This is a genomic window from Hwanghaeella sp., from assembly GCF_965227365.1.
GTDB lineage: Bacteria > Pseudomonadota > Alphaproteobacteria > UBA8366 > Aestuariispiraceae > Hwanghaeella.
In genome coordinates, this window is sequence record NZ_OZ245754.1 from 768870 (window position 1) to 784698 (window position 15829).

Consider the following 15829-nt stretch of genomic DNA (forward strand, 5'->3'; position numbering starts at 1 on the left):
CGTCATCTCAGTTCAACCATTCGTCTCTCGATAAGAGACATAAGAAACGCGCCGGCATCCTTTTTGATCTGTTCGGCCGGGGCATTGTATTTGGCCGCCAGTTCTCCGGCGATTTCGCCGAGTGTCCGGGCACCGTCCACCTCGGCCAGGATTGCGGCGCCGATCGGGTCCAGTTTGACCGCGCGTTCCGGCGCCAGGAGGACCCACATGTCGCGAACCGTATCGAACTTCGTCCGAACCCCGCGTGGCAGGAACGGTGTGTCGGTTTCGGTTATTGCCGCCAGTGTCACGCCGCCTTCTCCAACTGCCCTTCGCCCGGTTGCCATGCCCCGGGCGGAATACGGGCGGGTTCCACATAGGCGGAATGCAGCGCGTCCAACTGCGACCACAACACATCCGTTTTGAAGGTCAGGGCCGCCGCGCAGGCATCCTGCTTTTCGGCCGTGTCCGCATGGTCCAGAACCCAGGCCAAGCCGAAGGCGACATCCTTCGGGGCTTCCTTCAATCGGTTCTGGAAATAGGCTGTGGAGTTGTCGTCCGCGAAATCATAATGCTTCAACAGCCCGGCGATCCGCTCGGAGTGGATTTTCGGTGCGAAGAGTTCGGTCAGCGACGATGCGACGGCTTCCAACAAGGTCTTGTCCCGCACGAAACGGACATAGGCGTCGACCGCGAAACGCGTTCCGGCCAATACGCCCCGGGTGGAGGCGACATAGTCGGGATCGAGTCCGACCGCCTCGGCGAGGCGCAGCCAGCGGGCAATGCCGCCTTCATTCTCTGCGGTGCCGTCATGATCCTCAATGCGCGACCGCCATGCCCGTCGCAGGGCTGGATCTTCCACGCGCGACATGAAGGCCGCATCCTTCATCGGGATACGGGATTGATAATAGTATCGATTGATGACCCAGGCCTGAACCTGGCTCATCGTACAGCCGCCCGAATGCAGCAACTGATGGAACGGGTGCTTGTCGTGATAGCGTTCGTCGCCGATGCGGCGCAGTCGCGCTTCGAAATCGGCGCGTGAGGCTGGCTCTCTCATAACTGATACTCCATGCCGTCCTGTGCGACGGACCAGCCGGCTGCCTCGATCTGCTTGCGTTCGTCGGAAGCCGGGTCGAGTGCCGGGTTCGTATTGTTAATGTGGATGAATACCTTCCGGGCGATCTCCAGATCCTTCAGCGCGGCCATGGAGCCCGTCTCACCGGACATGGCCATATGGCCCATCCGCGCACCGGTTTTTCGACCGACGCCTGTATGGATCATTTCGTCGTTTTCCCAAACGGTGCCATCGAACAGCAGTAGTTCGGCGCCTCGAACGCGTTCGGCGATTTTTTCCGTCACCTTGGCGCATCCGGGTATATAAAAGGCGGTCCTATCTCCTGCCGTCAGTTCCACGCCGACAGTCTGTTCTCCCTCCAGGTCGGTCACGACGTCTTCCCCTTCCAGATAAAGCGGAACTTTACCCGGAACGGCAAACAAGGTGGCAGTCAGACCGGGAACGAGTTCGAACGGCGTGTCCAAAACAATTGGCCGGCGCGGCACCAAATCGGCATCCACTGCGGTGAAGATAGGGTTATCGGCGATGACGCTGTGGATCTCGGCCGTGGCGAAAAGCTGGAACGGCTGTTTCTCCCGCAGGGTAAGCAGCCCGGCGACATGATCGATGTCGCCGTTCGTGACGAGGACGCTCTTGATCGGCGATATGCGTGGTCCGGTCGGGTGCAGAGGCGGTGACGCCGCCAACTGGGTCCGGATATCTGGCGATGCATTCAGGATAGCCCAATCCGTTCCGTTCGCCGATACGGCGATCGAGGATTGGCTTTGCGGCGTCAGGTCGCCGCTGCGCGCACGAACGCAAAGCGGGCAACCGCAATTCCACTGGGGAAAGCCGCCGCCCGCTGCCGCGCCGAGAACAAGAATGCGGAGCTTAGACATAGTGCCGGCCCCGCTTTCTCAAAAACTCGGGGTAAAAGTTAGAACAGGTCGCCCTGATCATCGGCCGGGAAATACATGTTGATTTCCATGCCGCAGGTTACTTCTTCAATCTTCGGAGCAGTCCAGGCCATTGTTCCCTCCATTTGCTCGATTAGTTTAGAAACATTCTGAACGCTCAATAGGCGTACGACCAACCCCATTACGAAGTCAATTTCAATTTCCTAATAAGATTCTAAGAGTCCTGCGGCCTGCGATTGTTACCAATCTTTACGGAAGTGCAATTTTGTGTATAATTGTGCGATGCAACGAAAAGGAATTTTGCGGTGCATCAAAATGTTATTTTTCAAAAAGGTATCATAGTATACGCGATTTCACTAATGTTGGTTTCAGCGTTGTTTTTGGCGATGACTCCAACAGCGTTTTCTGCGGAACGGATCATTCAAAGCGCCGCATTGCCGGTCAGCTTCTATGACCCAAAAGTACAAGGGCATGAAGAGCCGTTTCCTGGATACGCGGAACGGTGCGGCTTTCAGATCTTTTTGCAGTCCACCCGGCATGTCTCGCTGGCTGTGACCGCTGCCGACGGCAGCCAGATCATTTTCATCGATCCGCTTCTGACCAAGCGCGGCAACGAATTCCACAAGGCGTTCCTGATCGCACATGAATGCGCCCATCACCGGCTGGGACACACTTCCAAGGAAGGGCTGAACAGCCGGTGGTCGTCGGGTCGCGCCGTGTCGGATCAGGAATTGAGCGCCGATTGCTGGGCGGCCGAAACATTGTCGCGAGCAGGCTTGCGGCAGTTCACCAATACGATGTCGCTGCGAATGCGGCGGTCTGGCCTGTTTTCTCCGGGCGGCGGTTACCCCGCCGGCGTGCAGCGCGCATCGATTATACGGGAATGCGCGGCGAGTGGAGAAAGACAGTTTCTTGCGCGTAATGAAAGGACGTCGATCGTCAAGTGAATGGCTGCCCGAACACGCAGAATTCCGCGGGTTTTCGGTGGTGCCTCACAATTCTAGACTAAAGTCCTATCCTGCCCCCCAAGTGGTTTGAGTATATTCCGCGAACCGCCCATGATAAGGGCTGGGCCGCTATTTGCGGATAACTTGCAGGGAGGTATGCATGCGGACGCGCGCAGCTGTGGCTTTTCAAGCGGGCAAGCCACTTGAAGTCATCGACGTCAATTTGGAAGGACCGAAGGCCGGCGAAGTTCTGGTCGAGGTCAAGGCGACCGGCATCTGCCATACGGATGAATTCACCCTGTCCGGGGCGGACCCGGAAGGCGCTTTCCCGGCGATCCTGGGTCATGAAGGGGCGGGCGTCGTCGTCGATGTCGGTCCCGGTGTTACGTCGCTGAAAAAGGGCGACCATGTCATTCCGCTCTATACTCCGGAATGCCGCGAATGTGACTATTGCCTCAACCCGAAGACCAACCTCTGCCAGGCCATTCGCTCCACGCAGGGCCAGGGCGTGATGCCGGACGGTACCTCGCGTTTCTCGACGCTCGATGGTGATCCCATTCTGCATTACATGGGTTGTTCGACATTCTCGAATTACACGGTCCTGCCGGAAATCGCGCTTGCCAAGGTTCGGGAGGACGCGCCCTTCGACAAGATCTGTTACATCGGGTGCGGTGTTACGACAGGCATCGGTGCCGTGGTCAACACGGCCAAGGTCGAGGCCGGATCGAACTGCGTCGTCTTCGGTCTGGGCGGTATCGGTTTGAACGTCATTCAGGGCCTGTCGCGGATTGCCGCTGCCGACATCATCGTCGGGGTCGACGTCAATCCGGCGAAGAAGGAAATGGCCGAGAAGTTCGGCATGACCCATTTCGTCAACCCGAACGAAGTCGAAGGTGATCTCGTCGCCCATCTGGTGGAAATCACCAAAGGCGGCGCCGATTATTCCTTCGACGCCACCGGGAATGTGAACGTCATGCGTACGGCGTTGGAATGCTGCCATAAGGGCTGGGGCGAGTCGGTCATCATCGGCGTTGCCGCGGCGGGTGCGGAAATTTCGACGCGTCCGTTCCAGTTGGTGACAGGGCGTGTATGGCGCGGCACCGCTTTCGGCGGCGCCCGTGGCCGGACCGATGTGCCGAAGATCGTTGACTGGTATATGGACGGGAAGATCGAAATCGATCCGATGATCACCCACACCATGCCGCTGGACGATATCAACAAGGGCTTCGACCTCATGCATGCCGGCGAATCCATTCGTGCGGTCGTGACGTATTGATCCAGTCGGGCGGCCGTCCGGCAAAGGATGGCCGCCCATTCTTGAAATTGTGGAGTGGGAAGGATGGCACAGATCACCCGAAGCGTTTCCGTCAAGGCATCGCCCGAGACCGTGTGGGCGGTCATCGGCGGCTTTCAGGCACTGCCCGAATGGCATCCTGCGGCGGAAGGCTCGGCCAAGGAGATGGTCGATGGTGTGGAACACCGCCGGCTAAGCTTGGCCGGTGGCGGTGAGATCCTGGAGAAGGCGCTCGGCTCGGACGGCATGTCCTATGGATACGAGATCGTCGAATCCCCTCTCCCCGTGAAGAACTACCGGTCGATATTGAGCGTTGTCGGAACCGATCAGGGCTCGGTGGTGGTCTGGTCGTCCACCTTCGACCCGCTTGCCGAAACGGCGTCGGGCGTCGTGGCGGGTATCTATGAAGCGGGTCTCGGTACGCTGACCAGTCGGTTTGGAAGTTGATCCCGGAACCCCTGCCGTCAGGCTTCGGGGTTCCTTGTTTCTGTTTTTGTAATGTGACATCTAGTGATTTTGAGCAGGGGGGTGCAGCCGATGGAGACGATCTCGGAGAATGCCAGTTTCGGCGGAGTCCAAGGCGTCTATAAGCATAAGTCGGCCAGTTGCGCCTGTGACATGACCTTTGCGGTCTACCTGCCGCCGCAAGCCAAGCTGGGGCCCGTGCCTTGCCTCTGGTACCTGTCGGGCCTGACCTGCACGCATGAGAACGCGATGACCAAGGCAGGGCTGCAGGAACACGCCGCGCGTCGCGGCATCGCAGTCGTGTTCCCGGATACGTCTCCCCGCGGCGACGATGTCGCTGATGACGAGGCGTACGACCTCGGCAAGGGGGCGGGTTTCTATGTGAATGCGACGCAGGATCCATGGGCACCGCATTTCCAGATGTACGACTACATCAAGACCGAACTCAGAAATCTCGTGCAATCCGAGTTTCCGGTGCTGGAGGGGCGGCACGGCGTTACCGGCCACTCGATGGGCGGGCATGGGGCCATCACCCTGGCTCTGGGTAATCCAGGTCTCTACGCATCGCTTTCCGCCTTCGCGCCGATCGCGAATCCCACGGCATCCGATTGGGGACGGAAGCAACTCGGCGCCTATCTCGGCTCCGACGAGAGCAAGTGGACCGACCACGATTCGTCGTTGCTGGTGCGGGCACGCGGTTGGGAAGGCGGCATCCTCGTCGACCAGGGTGCGTCGGATCAGTTCCTCGATTTGTTGAAGCCCGAGGCGTTGGCGAATGCCCTGGCTGAAACGAGGACTGCATCGGTATTCCGTATGCAGCCCGGTTACGATCACAGCTATTTCTTTGTCGCCAGTTTTGGGCGGGATCATGTGGACTGGCACGCCGATCGTCTAACGGCCTAGGCCACTTTTCCCGTCCAAGATTAGGGCGGGATCGCAGCAATAAAATTCATGCGGCCTTCTGCCCTGTATGTGAAGTAAATCTAAAAAACCATACAAAATGGGAGGTTATTATGAGTGGTGTAAAAATCCATCCGAGCGTGGACGGCGGTTTGAAACCTGCTGCTCCCGGTTTCTCCGGCGGCACGCTGACCTGTAAATGCGCGACCGATCCCGTAAAGGTCTCCATCGGTTCTCAATGCGCACACAACCACGTTTGCGGCTGCACGAAGTGCTGGAAACCGGCAGGGGCCGTCTTCTCGCAGGTGGCGGTCGTGCCAAGGGACCAGGTTGCGGTCTCCGCCAACGGTCACAAACTGGCGGTCGTCGACCCGTCCGCGGCAATCCAGCGCCATGCGTGCAAGGAGTGCGGCGCCCATATGTACGGACGCATCGAGAACCAGGGTCATCCCTTCTATGGATTGGACTTCATCCATACGGAGCTTTCGAACGACGCCGGCTGGGCGCCGCCCGAATTCGCGGCATTCGTGTCGTCGGTCATCGAGTCAGGAACCGATCCCAGCCAGATGGACGGCATTCGCGCCCGCCTGAAGGAATTGGGGCTGGAACCCTACGATTGCCTTTCACCGCCTTTGATGGATGCCATCGCGACGCATGTGGCGAAGGCGAGCGGTGCCTTGCCGTCCTAGGGCAAGAAGCACCGGCCGTGCGGCGGTTGCACAACCGGGGCAGGCGATCCTGATCCGGTGTGGTCCGTGCGCGTCCTGCGGTTGAATTGACGTCGTCCGACGGAATGACTTGGCGGCAAACGGGACGCTTGATTCCGCGCGCCGCCAAGCCCTTTCCGTTGGCCGCGCACGGCAACCGGAGAGCGCGGAAATCGGCATACTACTTTCGGCTCATCGCGGCCTATTCCGCTTGACCCAAAAAGGCTCCAGCGGATTTTATTAAGAACCAAATAAAAGCGAAGGGCGGTTTACGTCCCAAGCAACAGAACCTCGGGGGCACGGGTTGTGCCCGCGGGTTTGCTGGTCCGGTTCCGGGTCGAAACGGCCCAAAACCATACCGGCAATCGGTGTAACCGACGGGAGGAATCCAATGAGAAAAATCCTATTGGGCGCGGCCGCGGCCTTGCTCGCCAGTACCGGGATGTCCATGGCGAATGACAGCGTCATGTCCGGTACGAAAAACCCAAATGGTTGGGTTATTCAAACGGGAGACTATGCGAATACCCGACATTCCAAACTTTCGCAGATCAACAAGAACAATGTCGGCGATCTACAGGTCGCATGGACGTTCTCGACGGGCGTGCTGCGCGGCCATGAAGGGTCGCCGCTGGTTGTCGGCGACACGATGTATGTCCATACACCGTTCCCGAACATCGTGTACGCGCTGGATTTGAACAATCATGGCGCCATCAAGTGGAAATACGAGCCGAAGCAGGATCCGGACGTCATTCCGGTGATGTGCTGCGACACGGTCAACCGTGGCCTGGCCTTTGCGAACGGCATGGTATTCCTGCATCAGGCGGACACGACCGTTGTCGCGCTTGACGCGAAGTCCGGCCAGGTTCGCTGGTCCGCCGTCAACGGCGATCCGTCGAAGGGTGAAACGAACACGGCGACCGTTCTTCCGGTGAAGGACAAGGTCATCGTCGGTATTTCCGGCGGTGAATTTGGCGTGCAGTCCCACGTCACGGCCTACAATATCGAAACCGGCGAACGCGTCTGGCGCGCCTATTCCATGGGCCCGGATGAGCAGATCCTCATGGATCCGCAAAAGACCACCCATCTGGGTAAGCCGGTCGGCAAGGACTCGGGCCTGAACACCTGGGAAGGTGATCAGTGGAAGATTGGCGGCGGCGCCACCTGGGGCTGGTACTCCTATGACCCGGAAGCCGATCTCTTCTATTACGGCACGGGCAACCCGTCGACCTGGAACCCGGCACAGCGCCCGGGTGACAACCGTTGGTCCATGACGATCATGGCCCGCGATCCGGATGACGGCATGGCCAAGTGGGTCTATCAGATGACCCCGCATGACGAGTGGGACTACGACGGCATCAATGAAATGATCCTCACGGAGCAGGAAATTGATGGCAAGATGCGCAAGCTTCTGACCCACTTCGACCGGAACGGTTTCGGCTACACGCTGGATCGTATCACCGGTGAACTGCTGGTCGCTGAAAAGTTCGATCCGGTGGTGAACTGGGCGACACATGTCGAAATGGACAAGAACTCGCCGCAATACGGCCGTCCGCAAGTCGTTTCCAAGTACTCGACCGAGCAGAACGGTGAAGACGTCAACACGACCGGCGTCTGCCCGGCCGCGTTGGGAACGAAGGACCAGCAGCCGGCTGCCTACAGCCCGCGTACGGAACTGTTCTACGTGCCGACCAACCATGTCTGCATGGATTACGAGCCGTTCCGTGTCAGCTATACGGCCGGTCAGCCCTATGTCGGTGCGACCCTGTCGATGTACCCGGCCCCGAATTCGCATGGTGGCATGGGTAACTTCATCGCCTGGGACGGTAAGAAAGGTGAAATCGTCTGGTCGATCCCGGAACAGTTCTCTGTCTGGTCGGGTGCTATGTCGACCGATGGCGACGTCGTCTTCTACGGCACGCTGGAAGGTTTCCTGAAGGCCGTCGACGCCCATACCGGTGAGGAACTGTACAAGTTCAAGACACCGTCGGGCATCATCGGCAACGTCATGACCTATGCCCATAACGGCAAACAGTATGTTGCCGTGCTGTCGGGTGTCGGCGGTTGGGCCGGTATCGGTCTGGCGGCCGGTCTGACCAACCCGAATGACGGTCTCGGTGCGGTGGGTGGCTATGCCGCGCTGAGCAACTACACCGCGCTCGGTGGTCAGCTGACGGTATTCGCGCTTCCGGACTAAGGTCGCGCAACCGTCATACTAATTGCTAACAGCAACGGGGCCGGCGCGGAGTGTAATCTCCGCGCCGGACTCGTTATAAGAAGAAAAAAAACCAGTGCACTTCTGTTCAGGATGAGGGAACGAAAAGAATGTCATTCAGCTTTTTCAGGCTCGGCGCCGCCATCGCGCTGCTGCTCGCCGCCGCAGGTACGGCACAGGCCGATAACATCACCGTAGCGTATGAGGAAGGGGGCAAGTACTTCACCGAGGATGATATCCCGACCTACAAGATCGACGAGGATGGTACTGTCGATTGGCCGACCTATTCCGGTTTCCGCCGCTACCACGCCGAATGCCATGTTTGCCACGGCCCGGAAGGCGAAGGATCGACCTATGCGCCGGCGCTGAAGGTTTCCGCCATTGAGATGGACTACTACGACTTCGTCGATGTCGTGGTAAATGGCCGCAAGAAGATCAATGCCGCGCAAAATTCGGTGATGCCTGCTTTTGGCGAGAACCCGAACGTCATGTGTTATCTCAACGACATTTATGTCTATCTGAAGGCACGCGGGACGGATGCCGTTGCGCGCGGCCGTCCAAAGAAAAAAGAGCCGAAGAGCGACGAGATCAGAGAAGAAGAGAATGCTTGCCTCGGTCTGTAAGCGGATCGGACCGGCGTTGAAGGCGCCGCTCCTCGCGATGGCGATGCTGGCCGGTATGGCAATGCCGGCCAGCGCCCAGACGACGGATCTCGTCTCGCAGAGCCATTTCCGTGTTTGCGCTGATCCCGCAAACACGCCGTTTTCTAGCAAGGATCTGTCTGGTTTCGAAAACAAGATCGCGGACGTCATGGCCGCCGATCTGGGATTGCCGCTGCAATATGAATGGTTCCCCATGGCGATCGGTTTCGTGCGCAAGACACTGATCGAAAACCGGTGCGATGTGATCATCGGGTTTGCCCAAGGGCACGACATGGTTCTCAACACGAACCATTACTACACATCGGCCTATGTGCTGGTTTCCAAGCCAGGCAGTGCGATAGAAACTGTCGATCATCTTGCCGACGATCGGCTGAAAGGGTTGACGCTGGGTATCGTCGCGGGCAGCCCACCTGCCACGCACATGGCGCGGAACGGCCTGATCGGAAAGGCCAAACCCTATAAGCTGATGGTCGACAGACGGATTGAATCACCGGCTGAACAGATGATCGCCGACCTTCAGGCGGGAGAAATCGACGCGGCCGTTCTTTGGGGCCCCATTGGCGGGTATTACGGCAAACAGGCGGGCCTCACCGTCACGCCGCTCCTCAAGGAGCAGGGTGCGCCCCGGCTGTTCTACCGGATCACCATGGGTGTCCGGCAAGGCGAATTGGTCTGGAAGCGGAAGCTGAATTCCTTGATCCGAAAGCACCAGGGTGAGATCGATGATATCCTGACCGGATACGGCGTTCCGCTGATCGACGATATGGGGAATGCGCTGAAAACCTCGGCGAAATGATCGGCATCCGGGTCTTCATCTTATTTGCCGTCCTGCTGATATCCGGGGCGTTGCGGGCCGGCGAACTGACGGAGCCGGACGGCTACCGGATGGAGAATTACCGCGCGCCGGTGCCGGCGTCCCTGGCGGGTGCCACTGTTCTGGACGACATGGGGGCCCGGGCACTCTGGGAAACCGGCGCGGCGGTTTTCATCGACGTTCTGCCGCGGGCACCGAAACCGAAGAACCTGCCGGAAGGAACAATCTGGCGGGACAAGGCGCGGCACTCTATCCCGGGCGCCGTCTGGCTGGTGAATGTTGGTTATGGTGCCATCGCTGCCGAGACCGACGCCTATTTCCGGGAGGGTTTGGCCCGGGCAACTGAGGGCGACAAGACCCGGCCGGTCGTCTTTTTTTGCCTGGCGGAGTGCTGGATGTCCTGGAACGCGGCGAAGCGCGCTTTGGGATACGGTTACACATCCGTCCACTGGTACCCCGACGGGACGGATGGCTGGACGGAAAACCATTGGGAAACCGAGCGGATCGAACCGTTGCCCTGACCGCGGGTCCGTAATCCCCGCCGCATTCATTCGCCGATAAACAGGCCGAACGCCCTGGGCCCATCGCCGACCTCGATCTCCCGCGTTACCGTGAGCGTATCGACATCGATGACGGAAATTGCGTTCGAGAACCAGTTCGCCACGATGACCGATCGGCCGTCTTTCGATACGTCTATTCCTTCCGGGTATTCACCGACATCCAACCGGTCGATCACCTCCAGGGTCTGAAGATCGAAGACGGTGACCGTGTCCGCGTATTGATCGGTTACGAAGCCTTTGCCGCCCGCCAATGCAACGGCATAGGGACGCTCGCCGGTGGGGACACGACCGACGACCTCGGCGGTCGAAATATCGATTACGGTGACGGTATTCGACCCGACATCCGCCGTATACGCCCGTTCGCCGGTTTTATCGATCGTAATGCCGAAGGGTCGGGTTCCGACCGGTATTTGGGCCAGACCCAAGAGCGTCTCTGTATCGGCAATGGTGACCTGGTTGCTGTCTCGGTCTGCGCTCAACACTTTTGCGCCATCGGGCGTCACCGCGATTCCGGAAGGGGATTCGCCGGTTGCGACTTCGCCGATGATGATGCCGGCATCCGGATCAATGGCCCATAGCCGGGATCCGTACCAGTCGGCCACATAGACAGGCTTTCCTGACGGATGAACAGCAATTCCCAATGGACCGCCCGGCAGTGCGACGCGGGATTGAACCTGCAGACCCTCGCCGTCCAATATGTTCAATGTCTTGCTGTCGGGGCTGACCACATAGACGCTTTGGGGCGGCGCGCCCCAATGCCGGCCGACGGCTATGCCGGCGGGTTTGCCGCCAATTGCCGTCGTATGCCGGACCGCACCACTATCGAGATCGACGACGGTGAGATCCTCGCTCGATTGATTGGTTATGAAGGCCGTGTCGGACGCGGCCGGTGCCGCCCAAAGAAACGCCGCCGCGACCGAAATCGCAGCGGCGTGTTTTCCCTTTATGACGCCGATGACGGTGCAGTTCAATTGCTGGCCCCGAACCGTTCCTGCAAAGCCTGCAAACCGGCTTCATAGACCCCTTTGACAGCGGCAACCGCCGCCTCGTCATTCAATTCCGGCGGCGGATCGTTGTTCGGATAGCCGCGATAAAAGGCCCCGCGCCATTCGACCTCCGACCCCGAACCCGCCGGACGAACGGTCAGGTGCGAGGAATAGTTCGTCACCGGAAGAACCTCGACCTTCACATCCGTGATTCGATAGGAGTAGCTGCGTTTCTCGGCGGAGTATTTGTAAAGTACTTCGGAGATCGTCGGTCCGCCCTCTTCGCCCAGGGTAAGGACGCGCGTGGCATCGATTGCATTCCCGTTCTCGCCCGTGGAGGAATGTACAGCGGGATGCCAGCTCATGTCCTGGAAATTGCCGATGGCGGCCCAAACCTCATCGGGGGGCGCGGCAACGGTCGTTTTGACCGTAACCTTCTGGCGTGTTGGGCCGTGCGCCGAAGCGGGCTGAACCAGCAAGGCCAACGCCAGACCGGCAATGGCAAAGAGTGAATACCTCATTCGATCCTCCCAAGGATTCCCGTTTTCATTGAAGGTGTCGTCTGATGACGGAAATAGAGTAGTCGTTCCATCATTCCTTGAACGTGTTGTTCCGCAGAATATAGCTCATGCCGCGCAGCCAGGACTTGTCATTGTTGCCGCGGATATCCACGGACAGTCCCTTGGCCATGTTGCCCGAGGCGGTTTCACGAACGACGAGGTTCATGGACAGGATAAGGTTCGAAACCTTCTGCACCTCGCCTACCACGGCGTAGTCGGCGCCAAGTTTACGCGCCATGAGTATTTCGCACCCATTGCAATCGGCCGGATTGACGACCCTGTCGATCTCTTCCTGGACGGGCCCGATGTCCAACAGCACGAAACCTTTCCGGGCGAATTCCTGGCGGACGAAATCGCTCAACATGTCGAGCCGCGCCGCCTCGTCCTGCCGGGAACCCGAATAGGCGCCTTCGGTCGATGTGTCGATAAAGGTAAGGCCGAAATAGGCGACGGTCGCGCCCGGTTTCAGCGGCGTGGCTGAAGCAACCGTGGCGAGCATCTGTACTGCAAGAAGAATGGCGAAGGCCGTCACTTTCATCGCGGTATCGTGCGCTTCCATGGCAAGCGGGACAAGTTGGATGAAGGTCTTATTGTCGAGAATGAGTGGAAGCTGATCTTATTAAATCCTTATGCGGAAAAATCGTCGTCACATTGCTTGACCCGTGCACGCCTCTTGGATGAAATCCAGGGTAGGGAGCGAAAACATGCGTGGGAATGCAAAGTCCATAATTTGCACCTTCGCACTGATGGCCTTGGCATTCCTGCCGGCTTCGGTGCGTCCTTCCATGTCGGCAGAAAAGCTGCTCGTGAAAGCAGGCGTCATCCGTGTCGATAGTCCCAAACCATTACCGATTTCACGTCTTGATCTGCCGCCGGAAGATCTGGGCTTTGCAGGGGGGCAACTCGCGACGGCCGATAACCAAACCACTGGCCGTTTCACCGGAAAAGAATACGAGACCATCGATATCGCGGTTGCTCCCGAAAAGGCGGTGGCGGAAGCTGAGCGCCTCGTCGGGGAGGGCGTCCGTTTCCTTGTCCTGGCGGGGGATGCGGCAACGACCCTGGCGGTTGCCGATGCGGTCGGAGACAGGGCGCTTGTGGTCAATGCACAAGCGGCCGACGACAGTCTCCGCAATGATGATTGCCGTCCGAATCTGCTTCACGTGGCGCCCAGTCGGGCGATGTTGACGGACGCGCTGGCACAATTCCTGATGTGGAAGAAATGGCGGGAATGGGTGCTGATTCACGGGTCGCACCCAGAGGACAAGTTATTGGCCGATTCCTACCGCAGGGCGGCTAGAAAGTTCGGCGCGAAGATTGTCGAGGAACGGGTTTTCGAGGATACGGGCGGGGCCCGTCGAACGGATTCCGGCCACGTCCAAGTGCAAAAACAAATTCCGGTTTTCACACAGCGCATGGACGACCATGACGTGATCGTCGCGGCGGATGAAGCGGATGTGTTCGCCGCTTACCTTCCATACCAGACATGGGATCCGCGACCGATCGCAGGGTCGGCGGGATTGCGGCCGACCACATTCCATCCGGCTCACGAGGCTTGGGGCGCAACGCAATTCCAACGCCGGTTCGAGCGGACGTCCAACCGCTATACACGGCCGCTTGACTATCAGGTATGGCTGGCGCTGCGCGTGTTGGGGGAAGTCGTCACGCGGACCAATTCCTACGACCCGGCTGTGATGCGGGATTTCCTGCTTGGCCCGGATTTCGAACTTGCCGCGTTCAAGGGCGTGAAAGTGACCTTCCGGCCGTGGAACGGGCAACTGCGCCAACCGGTCCTGCTGACGGGCGACAAGGTTCTGGTCTCCGTTTCGCCGCAACAGGAATATCTCCACAAGGTTTCCCGCCTGGACACATTGGGCTTCGACGAGCCCGAATCGACCTGCGGGCGATAGATGACGGGCGAACCGCCCAAGGGAAGGAAGTATCCGTGATGATCCGTTCGACCATTGCAGCCCTGATCGCGTTCGGTGCCCTGACCCATGTCCAATCCGCCGCGGCATACACGGTGTATGTCACGAATGAGAAGGGCAATACGATCACGATCCTGGACAGCGAAACCTGGGAGGTGACGGACACCATTCCCGGCGGGCAGCGTCCGCGCGGCATTACCATCAGTCATGACGGTAAGGAGCTTTATGTCTGCGCCTCCGACGACGACACGGTCCGCGTCTTCGACACGGCGACCATGAAACAGACGCATACGCTTCCTTCGGGTCCCGACCCGGAACTGTTCATCCTGCATCCGTCGGGTAATCCGCTTTACATCGCCAATGAGGACGACAACATCGTCACCGTCGTTGACGTAGAGAAGCATACGATGATCGCCGAGGTGCCGGTCGGGGTTGAGCCGGAGGGAATGGGGATTTCACCGGACGGAAAGATCGTCGTGAACACGTCGGAAACGACGAACATGGCGCATTTCATCGATACGGAAACGTTCGAGATCGTTCAGAACGTCCTGGTCGATCAGCGCCCGCGCTTCGCGCAATTCACGGCGGATGGATCCAAACTCTATGTCAGCGCGGAAATCGGCGGAACGGTGTCGGTGATCGATCCCGCGGCCGGCACGATCACCAAGAAGATCACCTTCTCCGTTCCCGGTATCGCGCCGGAGGCCTTGCAGCCCGTCGGCGTCCGCGCAACGTCGGACGGCAAGAAGGTCTTCGTGGCACTAGGGCCGGCGAACCGCGTCGCCGTCATTGATGGCGATACGGACGAGGTCGTGGACTATCTGCTCGTAGGGCAGCGTGTCTGGCAGATGGCATTCACGCCGGATGAGAAATTTCTCATCACGACGAACGGCAATTCCAACGATATTTCGATCATCGATGTCGAAGACGTCAAAGTCATAAAATCGGTGCAAGTCGGGGAACAGCCCTGGGGTGTCGTCGTATCTCCGAACTGACGCCTGAATGATCAACAGGCCGCCAATCATCATCGACTCAATTGGCGGCAGGGAGGTGAGAACGATGCGTATTCTTTCGATTATCGGACTGCTGGTAGTGTCCTTCGCGATACCGGCGCAATCCGCGCCATTGTGCGACAAGCTCGGCTTCGCGGGCCTGCTTGCGAAATGCAATCGGGAAACATTGCCGCCGATCACGCTCGCATCGGGCAAACCCCTGGCGGAAAAGCCGCTGCAGCTGCAATCGGGCGCCTATTACAAGATCGACTTTGTCAGCGACGGCTCGGCCGAACTGGCCATCGCCGGACCGGAGTTCTTTCGGGCGATCTGGGTGAACGAAGTGGTGATCAACGATCTGGAAATCCGCCCCCTCGGCTTGGATAGTTTCGAATTCGATGACGAGGGTGTGATCCACATGTCTTTTATCGCGATCAAGCCTGGCCGGTACGAGTTGAAGATTCCCGGAAGCTCCGGCGAATCGCAAAGGGTCCAGATATCCATTCAATAGGGGCTCCGGACGGAGGCCACACGACAGGCGGTGGAAATGATTTCATCGTGAAGGGGGATGCAATGAAAGACTTGCGCGCTTTATGTCTTGCCGGAATTCTGTTGATCATAGCAGGCGGTCCGGCTTGGGCTTCCGATGATCCGACTGCGGAAGAGATCGACCGCATCAATGCCCTCTTGGCCGAAATGCAGTGTGAAATGGATGACGATGATATCGAGAAGGAAGGCGACGGTTTCGAATTGGACGACGTGCTCTGCGTCGATGGCCAATACGATATCGAACTTGATGCCAACTTCGCCGTCATCGAGAAACGCGCGGAATAGCGCATTGGCCGCGCG

At 58.8% G+C, this 15829-nt stretch carries 20 protein-coding genes; 13 read left to right on the plus strand and 7 right to left on the minus strand.

All coding sequences use genetic code 11. The annotated features are described in order from the left end of the window. Positions 1-2: 2 nt before the first annotated feature. From pqqD to pqqA, 4 genes are read right to left on the minus strand one after another with little or no spacing between them, the layout of a single operon-like run. Positions 3-290 carry a pyrroloquinoline quinone biosynthesis peptide chaperone PqqD gene (gene pqqD / locus ACQK2G_RS03395; RefSeq protein WP_425403615.1) on the minus strand — a complete coding sequence of 96 codons (288 nt, stop codon included), beginning with the start codon at positions 288-290 and terminating at the stop codon, positions 3-5. Then, positions 287-1039: a pyrroloquinoline-quinone synthase PqqC gene (gene pqqC / locus ACQK2G_RS03400; protein ID WP_425403616.1), complete on the minus strand. Its 753-nt coding sequence runs from the start codon at positions 1037-1039 to the stop codon at positions 287-289. Before pqqC ends, pqqD begins: the two co-directional genes overlap by 4 nt. Next, the gene (gene pqqB / locus ACQK2G_RS03405) at positions 1036-1935 is read right to left on the minus strand and encodes a pyrroloquinoline quinone biosynthesis protein PqqB (RefSeq protein WP_425403617.1); all 900 of its coding nucleotides are present in this window, start codon (positions 1933-1935) and stop codon (positions 1036-1038) included. The genes pqqC and pqqB overlap by 4 nt, the downstream gene beginning before the upstream one ends. 38 nt (positions 1936-1973) lie before the next feature. After that, positions 1974-2066, minus strand: a complete 93-nt coding sequence (gene pqqA, locus ACQK2G_RS03410; protein WP_127763573.1) for a pyrroloquinoline quinone precursor peptide PqqA — start codon at positions 2064-2066, stop codon at positions 1974-1976. A gap of 162 nt (positions 2067-2228) precedes the next feature. Between pqqA and ACQK2G_RS03415 the strand changes: the two genes are divergently transcribed. The 9 genes from ACQK2G_RS03415 (at position 2229) to ACQK2G_RS03455 (ending at position 10475) form a co-directional block, all read left to right on the plus strand. Continuing rightward, on the plus strand, positions 2229-2900 hold the full coding sequence (locus tag ACQK2G_RS03415; RefSeq protein WP_425403618.1) for a hypothetical protein: 672 nt from the start codon (positions 2229-2231) through the stop codon (positions 2898-2900). Positions 2901-3060: 160 nt separating this feature from the next. Then, positions 3061-4176, plus strand: coding sequence for an S-(hydroxymethyl)glutathione dehydrogenase/class III alcohol dehydrogenase (locus ACQK2G_RS03420; RefSeq protein ID WP_425403619.1), 1116 nt, complete (start codon positions 3061-3063; stop codon positions 4174-4176). A 63-nt stretch (positions 4177-4239) separates the two neighbouring features. Then, entirely contained in the window at positions 4240-4641 is a 402-nt protein-coding gene (locus ACQK2G_RS03425) for an SRPBCC family protein (protein WP_425403620.1), read from the plus strand. Between the two features lie 90 nt (positions 4642-4731). Further along, positions 4732-5562, plus strand: coding sequence for an S-formylglutathione hydrolase (gene fghA / locus ACQK2G_RS03430; RefSeq protein WP_425403621.1), 831 nt, complete (start codon positions 4732-4734; stop codon positions 5560-5562). Between the two features lie 110 nt (positions 5563-5672). Then, a complete protein-coding gene (gene gfa / locus ACQK2G_RS03435; RefSeq protein ID WP_425403622.1) occupies positions 5673-6248 on the plus strand; it encodes an S-(hydroxymethyl)glutathione synthase in 576 nt (191 codons plus the stop codon). 409 nt (positions 6249-6657) lie between these two features. Further along, a complete protein-coding gene (locus ACQK2G_RS03440; RefSeq protein WP_425403623.1) occupies positions 6658-8460 on the plus strand; it encodes a methanol/ethanol family PQQ-dependent dehydrogenase in 1803 nt (600 codons plus the stop codon). A gap of 128 nt (positions 8461-8588) precedes the next feature. Further along, complete coding sequence (locus ACQK2G_RS03445) at positions 8589-9101, plus strand: c-type cytochrome, methanol metabolism-related (RefSeq protein ID WP_425403624.1); 513 nt, start codon at positions 8589-8591, stop codon at positions 9099-9101. Further along, complete coding sequence (locus ACQK2G_RS03450) at positions 9082-9936, plus strand: substrate-binding domain-containing protein (protein ID WP_425403625.1); 855 nt, start codon at positions 9082-9084, stop codon at positions 9934-9936. The genes ACQK2G_RS03445 and ACQK2G_RS03450 overlap by 20 nt, the downstream gene beginning before the upstream one ends. Next, positions 9933-10475, plus strand: a complete 543-nt coding sequence (locus ACQK2G_RS03455; protein ID WP_425403626.1) for a PQQ-dependent catabolism-associated CXXCW motif protein — start codon at positions 9933-9935, stop codon at positions 10473-10475. The genes ACQK2G_RS03450 and ACQK2G_RS03455 overlap by 4 nt, the downstream gene beginning before the upstream one ends. 26 nt (positions 10476-10501) lie before the next feature. Here ACQK2G_RS03455 and ACQK2G_RS03460 read toward each other — a convergent pair whose 3' ends face one another. The 3 genes from ACQK2G_RS03460 to ACQK2G_RS03470 all read right to left on the minus strand — a co-directional run bounded on the left by ACQK2G_RS03460 (position 10502) and on the right by ACQK2G_RS03470 (position 12598). Continuing rightward, positions 10502-11485 (minus strand): hypothetical protein, encoded by a 984-nt coding sequence (locus tag ACQK2G_RS03460; protein WP_425403627.1) that lies wholly within the window; start codon positions 11483-11485, stop codon positions 10502-10504. Then, positions 11482-12021, minus strand: coding sequence for an SRPBCC family protein (locus ACQK2G_RS03465; protein ID WP_425403628.1), 540 nt, complete (start codon positions 12019-12021; stop codon positions 11482-11484). The genes ACQK2G_RS03460 and ACQK2G_RS03465 overlap by 4 nt, the downstream gene beginning before the upstream one ends. Before the next feature lie 70 nt (positions 12022-12091). After that, the gene (locus tag ACQK2G_RS03470; RefSeq protein WP_425403629.1) at positions 12092-12598 is read right to left on the minus strand and encodes a DUF3280 domain-containing protein; all 507 of its coding nucleotides are present in this window, start codon (positions 12596-12598) and stop codon (positions 12092-12094) included. Between the two features lie 166 nt (positions 12599-12764). Between ACQK2G_RS03470 and ACQK2G_RS03475 the strand changes: the two genes are divergently transcribed. The 4 genes from ACQK2G_RS03475 to ACQK2G_RS03490 all read left to right on the plus strand — a co-directional run bounded on the left by ACQK2G_RS03475 (position 12765) and on the right by ACQK2G_RS03490 (position 15814). Further along, a complete protein-coding gene (locus ACQK2G_RS03475) occupies positions 12765-13970 on the plus strand; it encodes an ABC transporter substrate-binding protein (protein WP_425403630.1) in 1206 nt (401 codons plus the stop codon). A gap of 38 nt (positions 13971-14008) precedes the next feature. After that, entirely contained in the window at positions 14009-14983 is a 975-nt protein-coding gene (locus tag ACQK2G_RS03480) for a YVTN family beta-propeller repeat protein (RefSeq protein WP_425407607.1), read from the plus strand. Positions 14984-15047: 64 nt separating this feature from the next. Further along, the gene (locus tag ACQK2G_RS03485; RefSeq protein WP_425403631.1) at positions 15048-15491 is read left to right on the plus strand and encodes a hypothetical protein; all 444 of its coding nucleotides are present in this window, start codon (positions 15048-15050) and stop codon (positions 15489-15491) included. A 62-nt stretch (positions 15492-15553) separates the two neighbouring features. Further along, on the plus strand, positions 15554-15814 hold the full coding sequence (locus ACQK2G_RS03490; protein ID WP_425403632.1) for a hypothetical protein: 261 nt from the start codon (positions 15554-15556) through the stop codon (positions 15812-15814). Positions 15815-15829: the final 15 nt, after the last annotated feature.

What these genes read in the sequence shown, in the direction of transcription:
- pqqC (WP_425403616.1), bottom strand. Translation starts at nt 1,039, where the DNA reads ATGAGAGAGCCAGCCTCACGCGCCGATTTCGAAGCGCGACTGCGCCGC.
- pqqB (WP_425403617.1), bottom strand. Translation starts at nt 1,935, where the DNA reads ATGTCTAAGCTCCGCATTCTTGTTCTCGGCGCGGCAGCGGGCGGCGGC.
- pqqA (WP_127763573.1), bottom strand. Translation starts at nt 2,066, where the DNA reads ATGGCCTGGACTGCTCCGAAGATTGAAGAAGTAACCTGCGGCATGGAA.
- ACQK2G_RS03420 (WP_425403619.1), top strand. Translation starts at nt 3,061, where the DNA reads ATGCGGACGCGCGCAGCTGTGGCTTTTCAAGCGGGCAAGCCACTTGAA.
- ACQK2G_RS03425 (WP_425403620.1), top strand. Translation starts at nt 4,240, where the DNA reads ATGGCACAGATCACCCGAAGCGTTTCCGTCAAGGCATCGCCCGAGACC.
- fghA (WP_425403621.1), top strand. Translation starts at nt 4,732, where the DNA reads ATGGAGACGATCTCGGAGAATGCCAGTTTCGGCGGAGTCCAAGGCGTC.
- gfa (WP_425403622.1), top strand. Translation starts at nt 5,673, where the DNA reads ATGAGTGGTGTAAAAATCCATCCGAGCGTGGACGGCGGTTTGAAACCT.
- ACQK2G_RS03440 (WP_425403623.1), top strand. Translation starts at nt 6,658, where the DNA reads ATGAGAAAAATCCTATTGGGCGCGGCCGCGGCCTTGCTCGCCAGTACC.
- ACQK2G_RS03445 (WP_425403624.1), top strand. Translation starts at nt 8,589, where the DNA reads ATGTCATTCAGCTTTTTCAGGCTCGGCGCCGCCATCGCGCTGCTGCTC.
- ACQK2G_RS03450 (WP_425403625.1), top strand. Translation starts at nt 9,082, where the DNA reads ATGCTTGCCTCGGTCTGTAAGCGGATCGGACCGGCGTTGAAGGCGCCG.
- ACQK2G_RS03455 (WP_425403626.1), top strand. Translation starts at nt 9,933, where the DNA reads ATGATCGGCATCCGGGTCTTCATCTTATTTGCCGTCCTGCTGATATCC.
- ACQK2G_RS03465 (WP_425403628.1), bottom strand. Translation starts at nt 12,021, where the DNA reads ATGAGGTATTCACTCTTTGCCATTGCCGGTCTGGCGTTGGCCTTGCTG.
- ACQK2G_RS03470 (WP_425403629.1), bottom strand. Translation starts at nt 12,598, where the DNA reads ATGAAAGTGACGGCCTTCGCCATTCTTCTTGCAGTACAGATGCTCGCC.
- ACQK2G_RS03475 (WP_425403630.1), top strand. Translation starts at nt 12,765, where the DNA reads ATGCGTGGGAATGCAAAGTCCATAATTTGCACCTTCGCACTGATGGCC.
- ACQK2G_RS03480 (WP_425407607.1), top strand. Translation starts at nt 14,009, where the DNA reads ATGATCCGTTCGACCATTGCAGCCCTGATCGCGTTCGGTGCCCTGACC.
- ACQK2G_RS03485 (WP_425403631.1), top strand. Translation starts at nt 15,048, where the DNA reads ATGCGTATTCTTTCGATTATCGGACTGCTGGTAGTGTCCTTCGCGATA.
- ACQK2G_RS03490 (WP_425403632.1), top strand. Translation starts at nt 15,554, where the DNA reads ATGAAAGACTTGCGCGCTTTATGTCTTGCCGGAATTCTGTTGATCATA.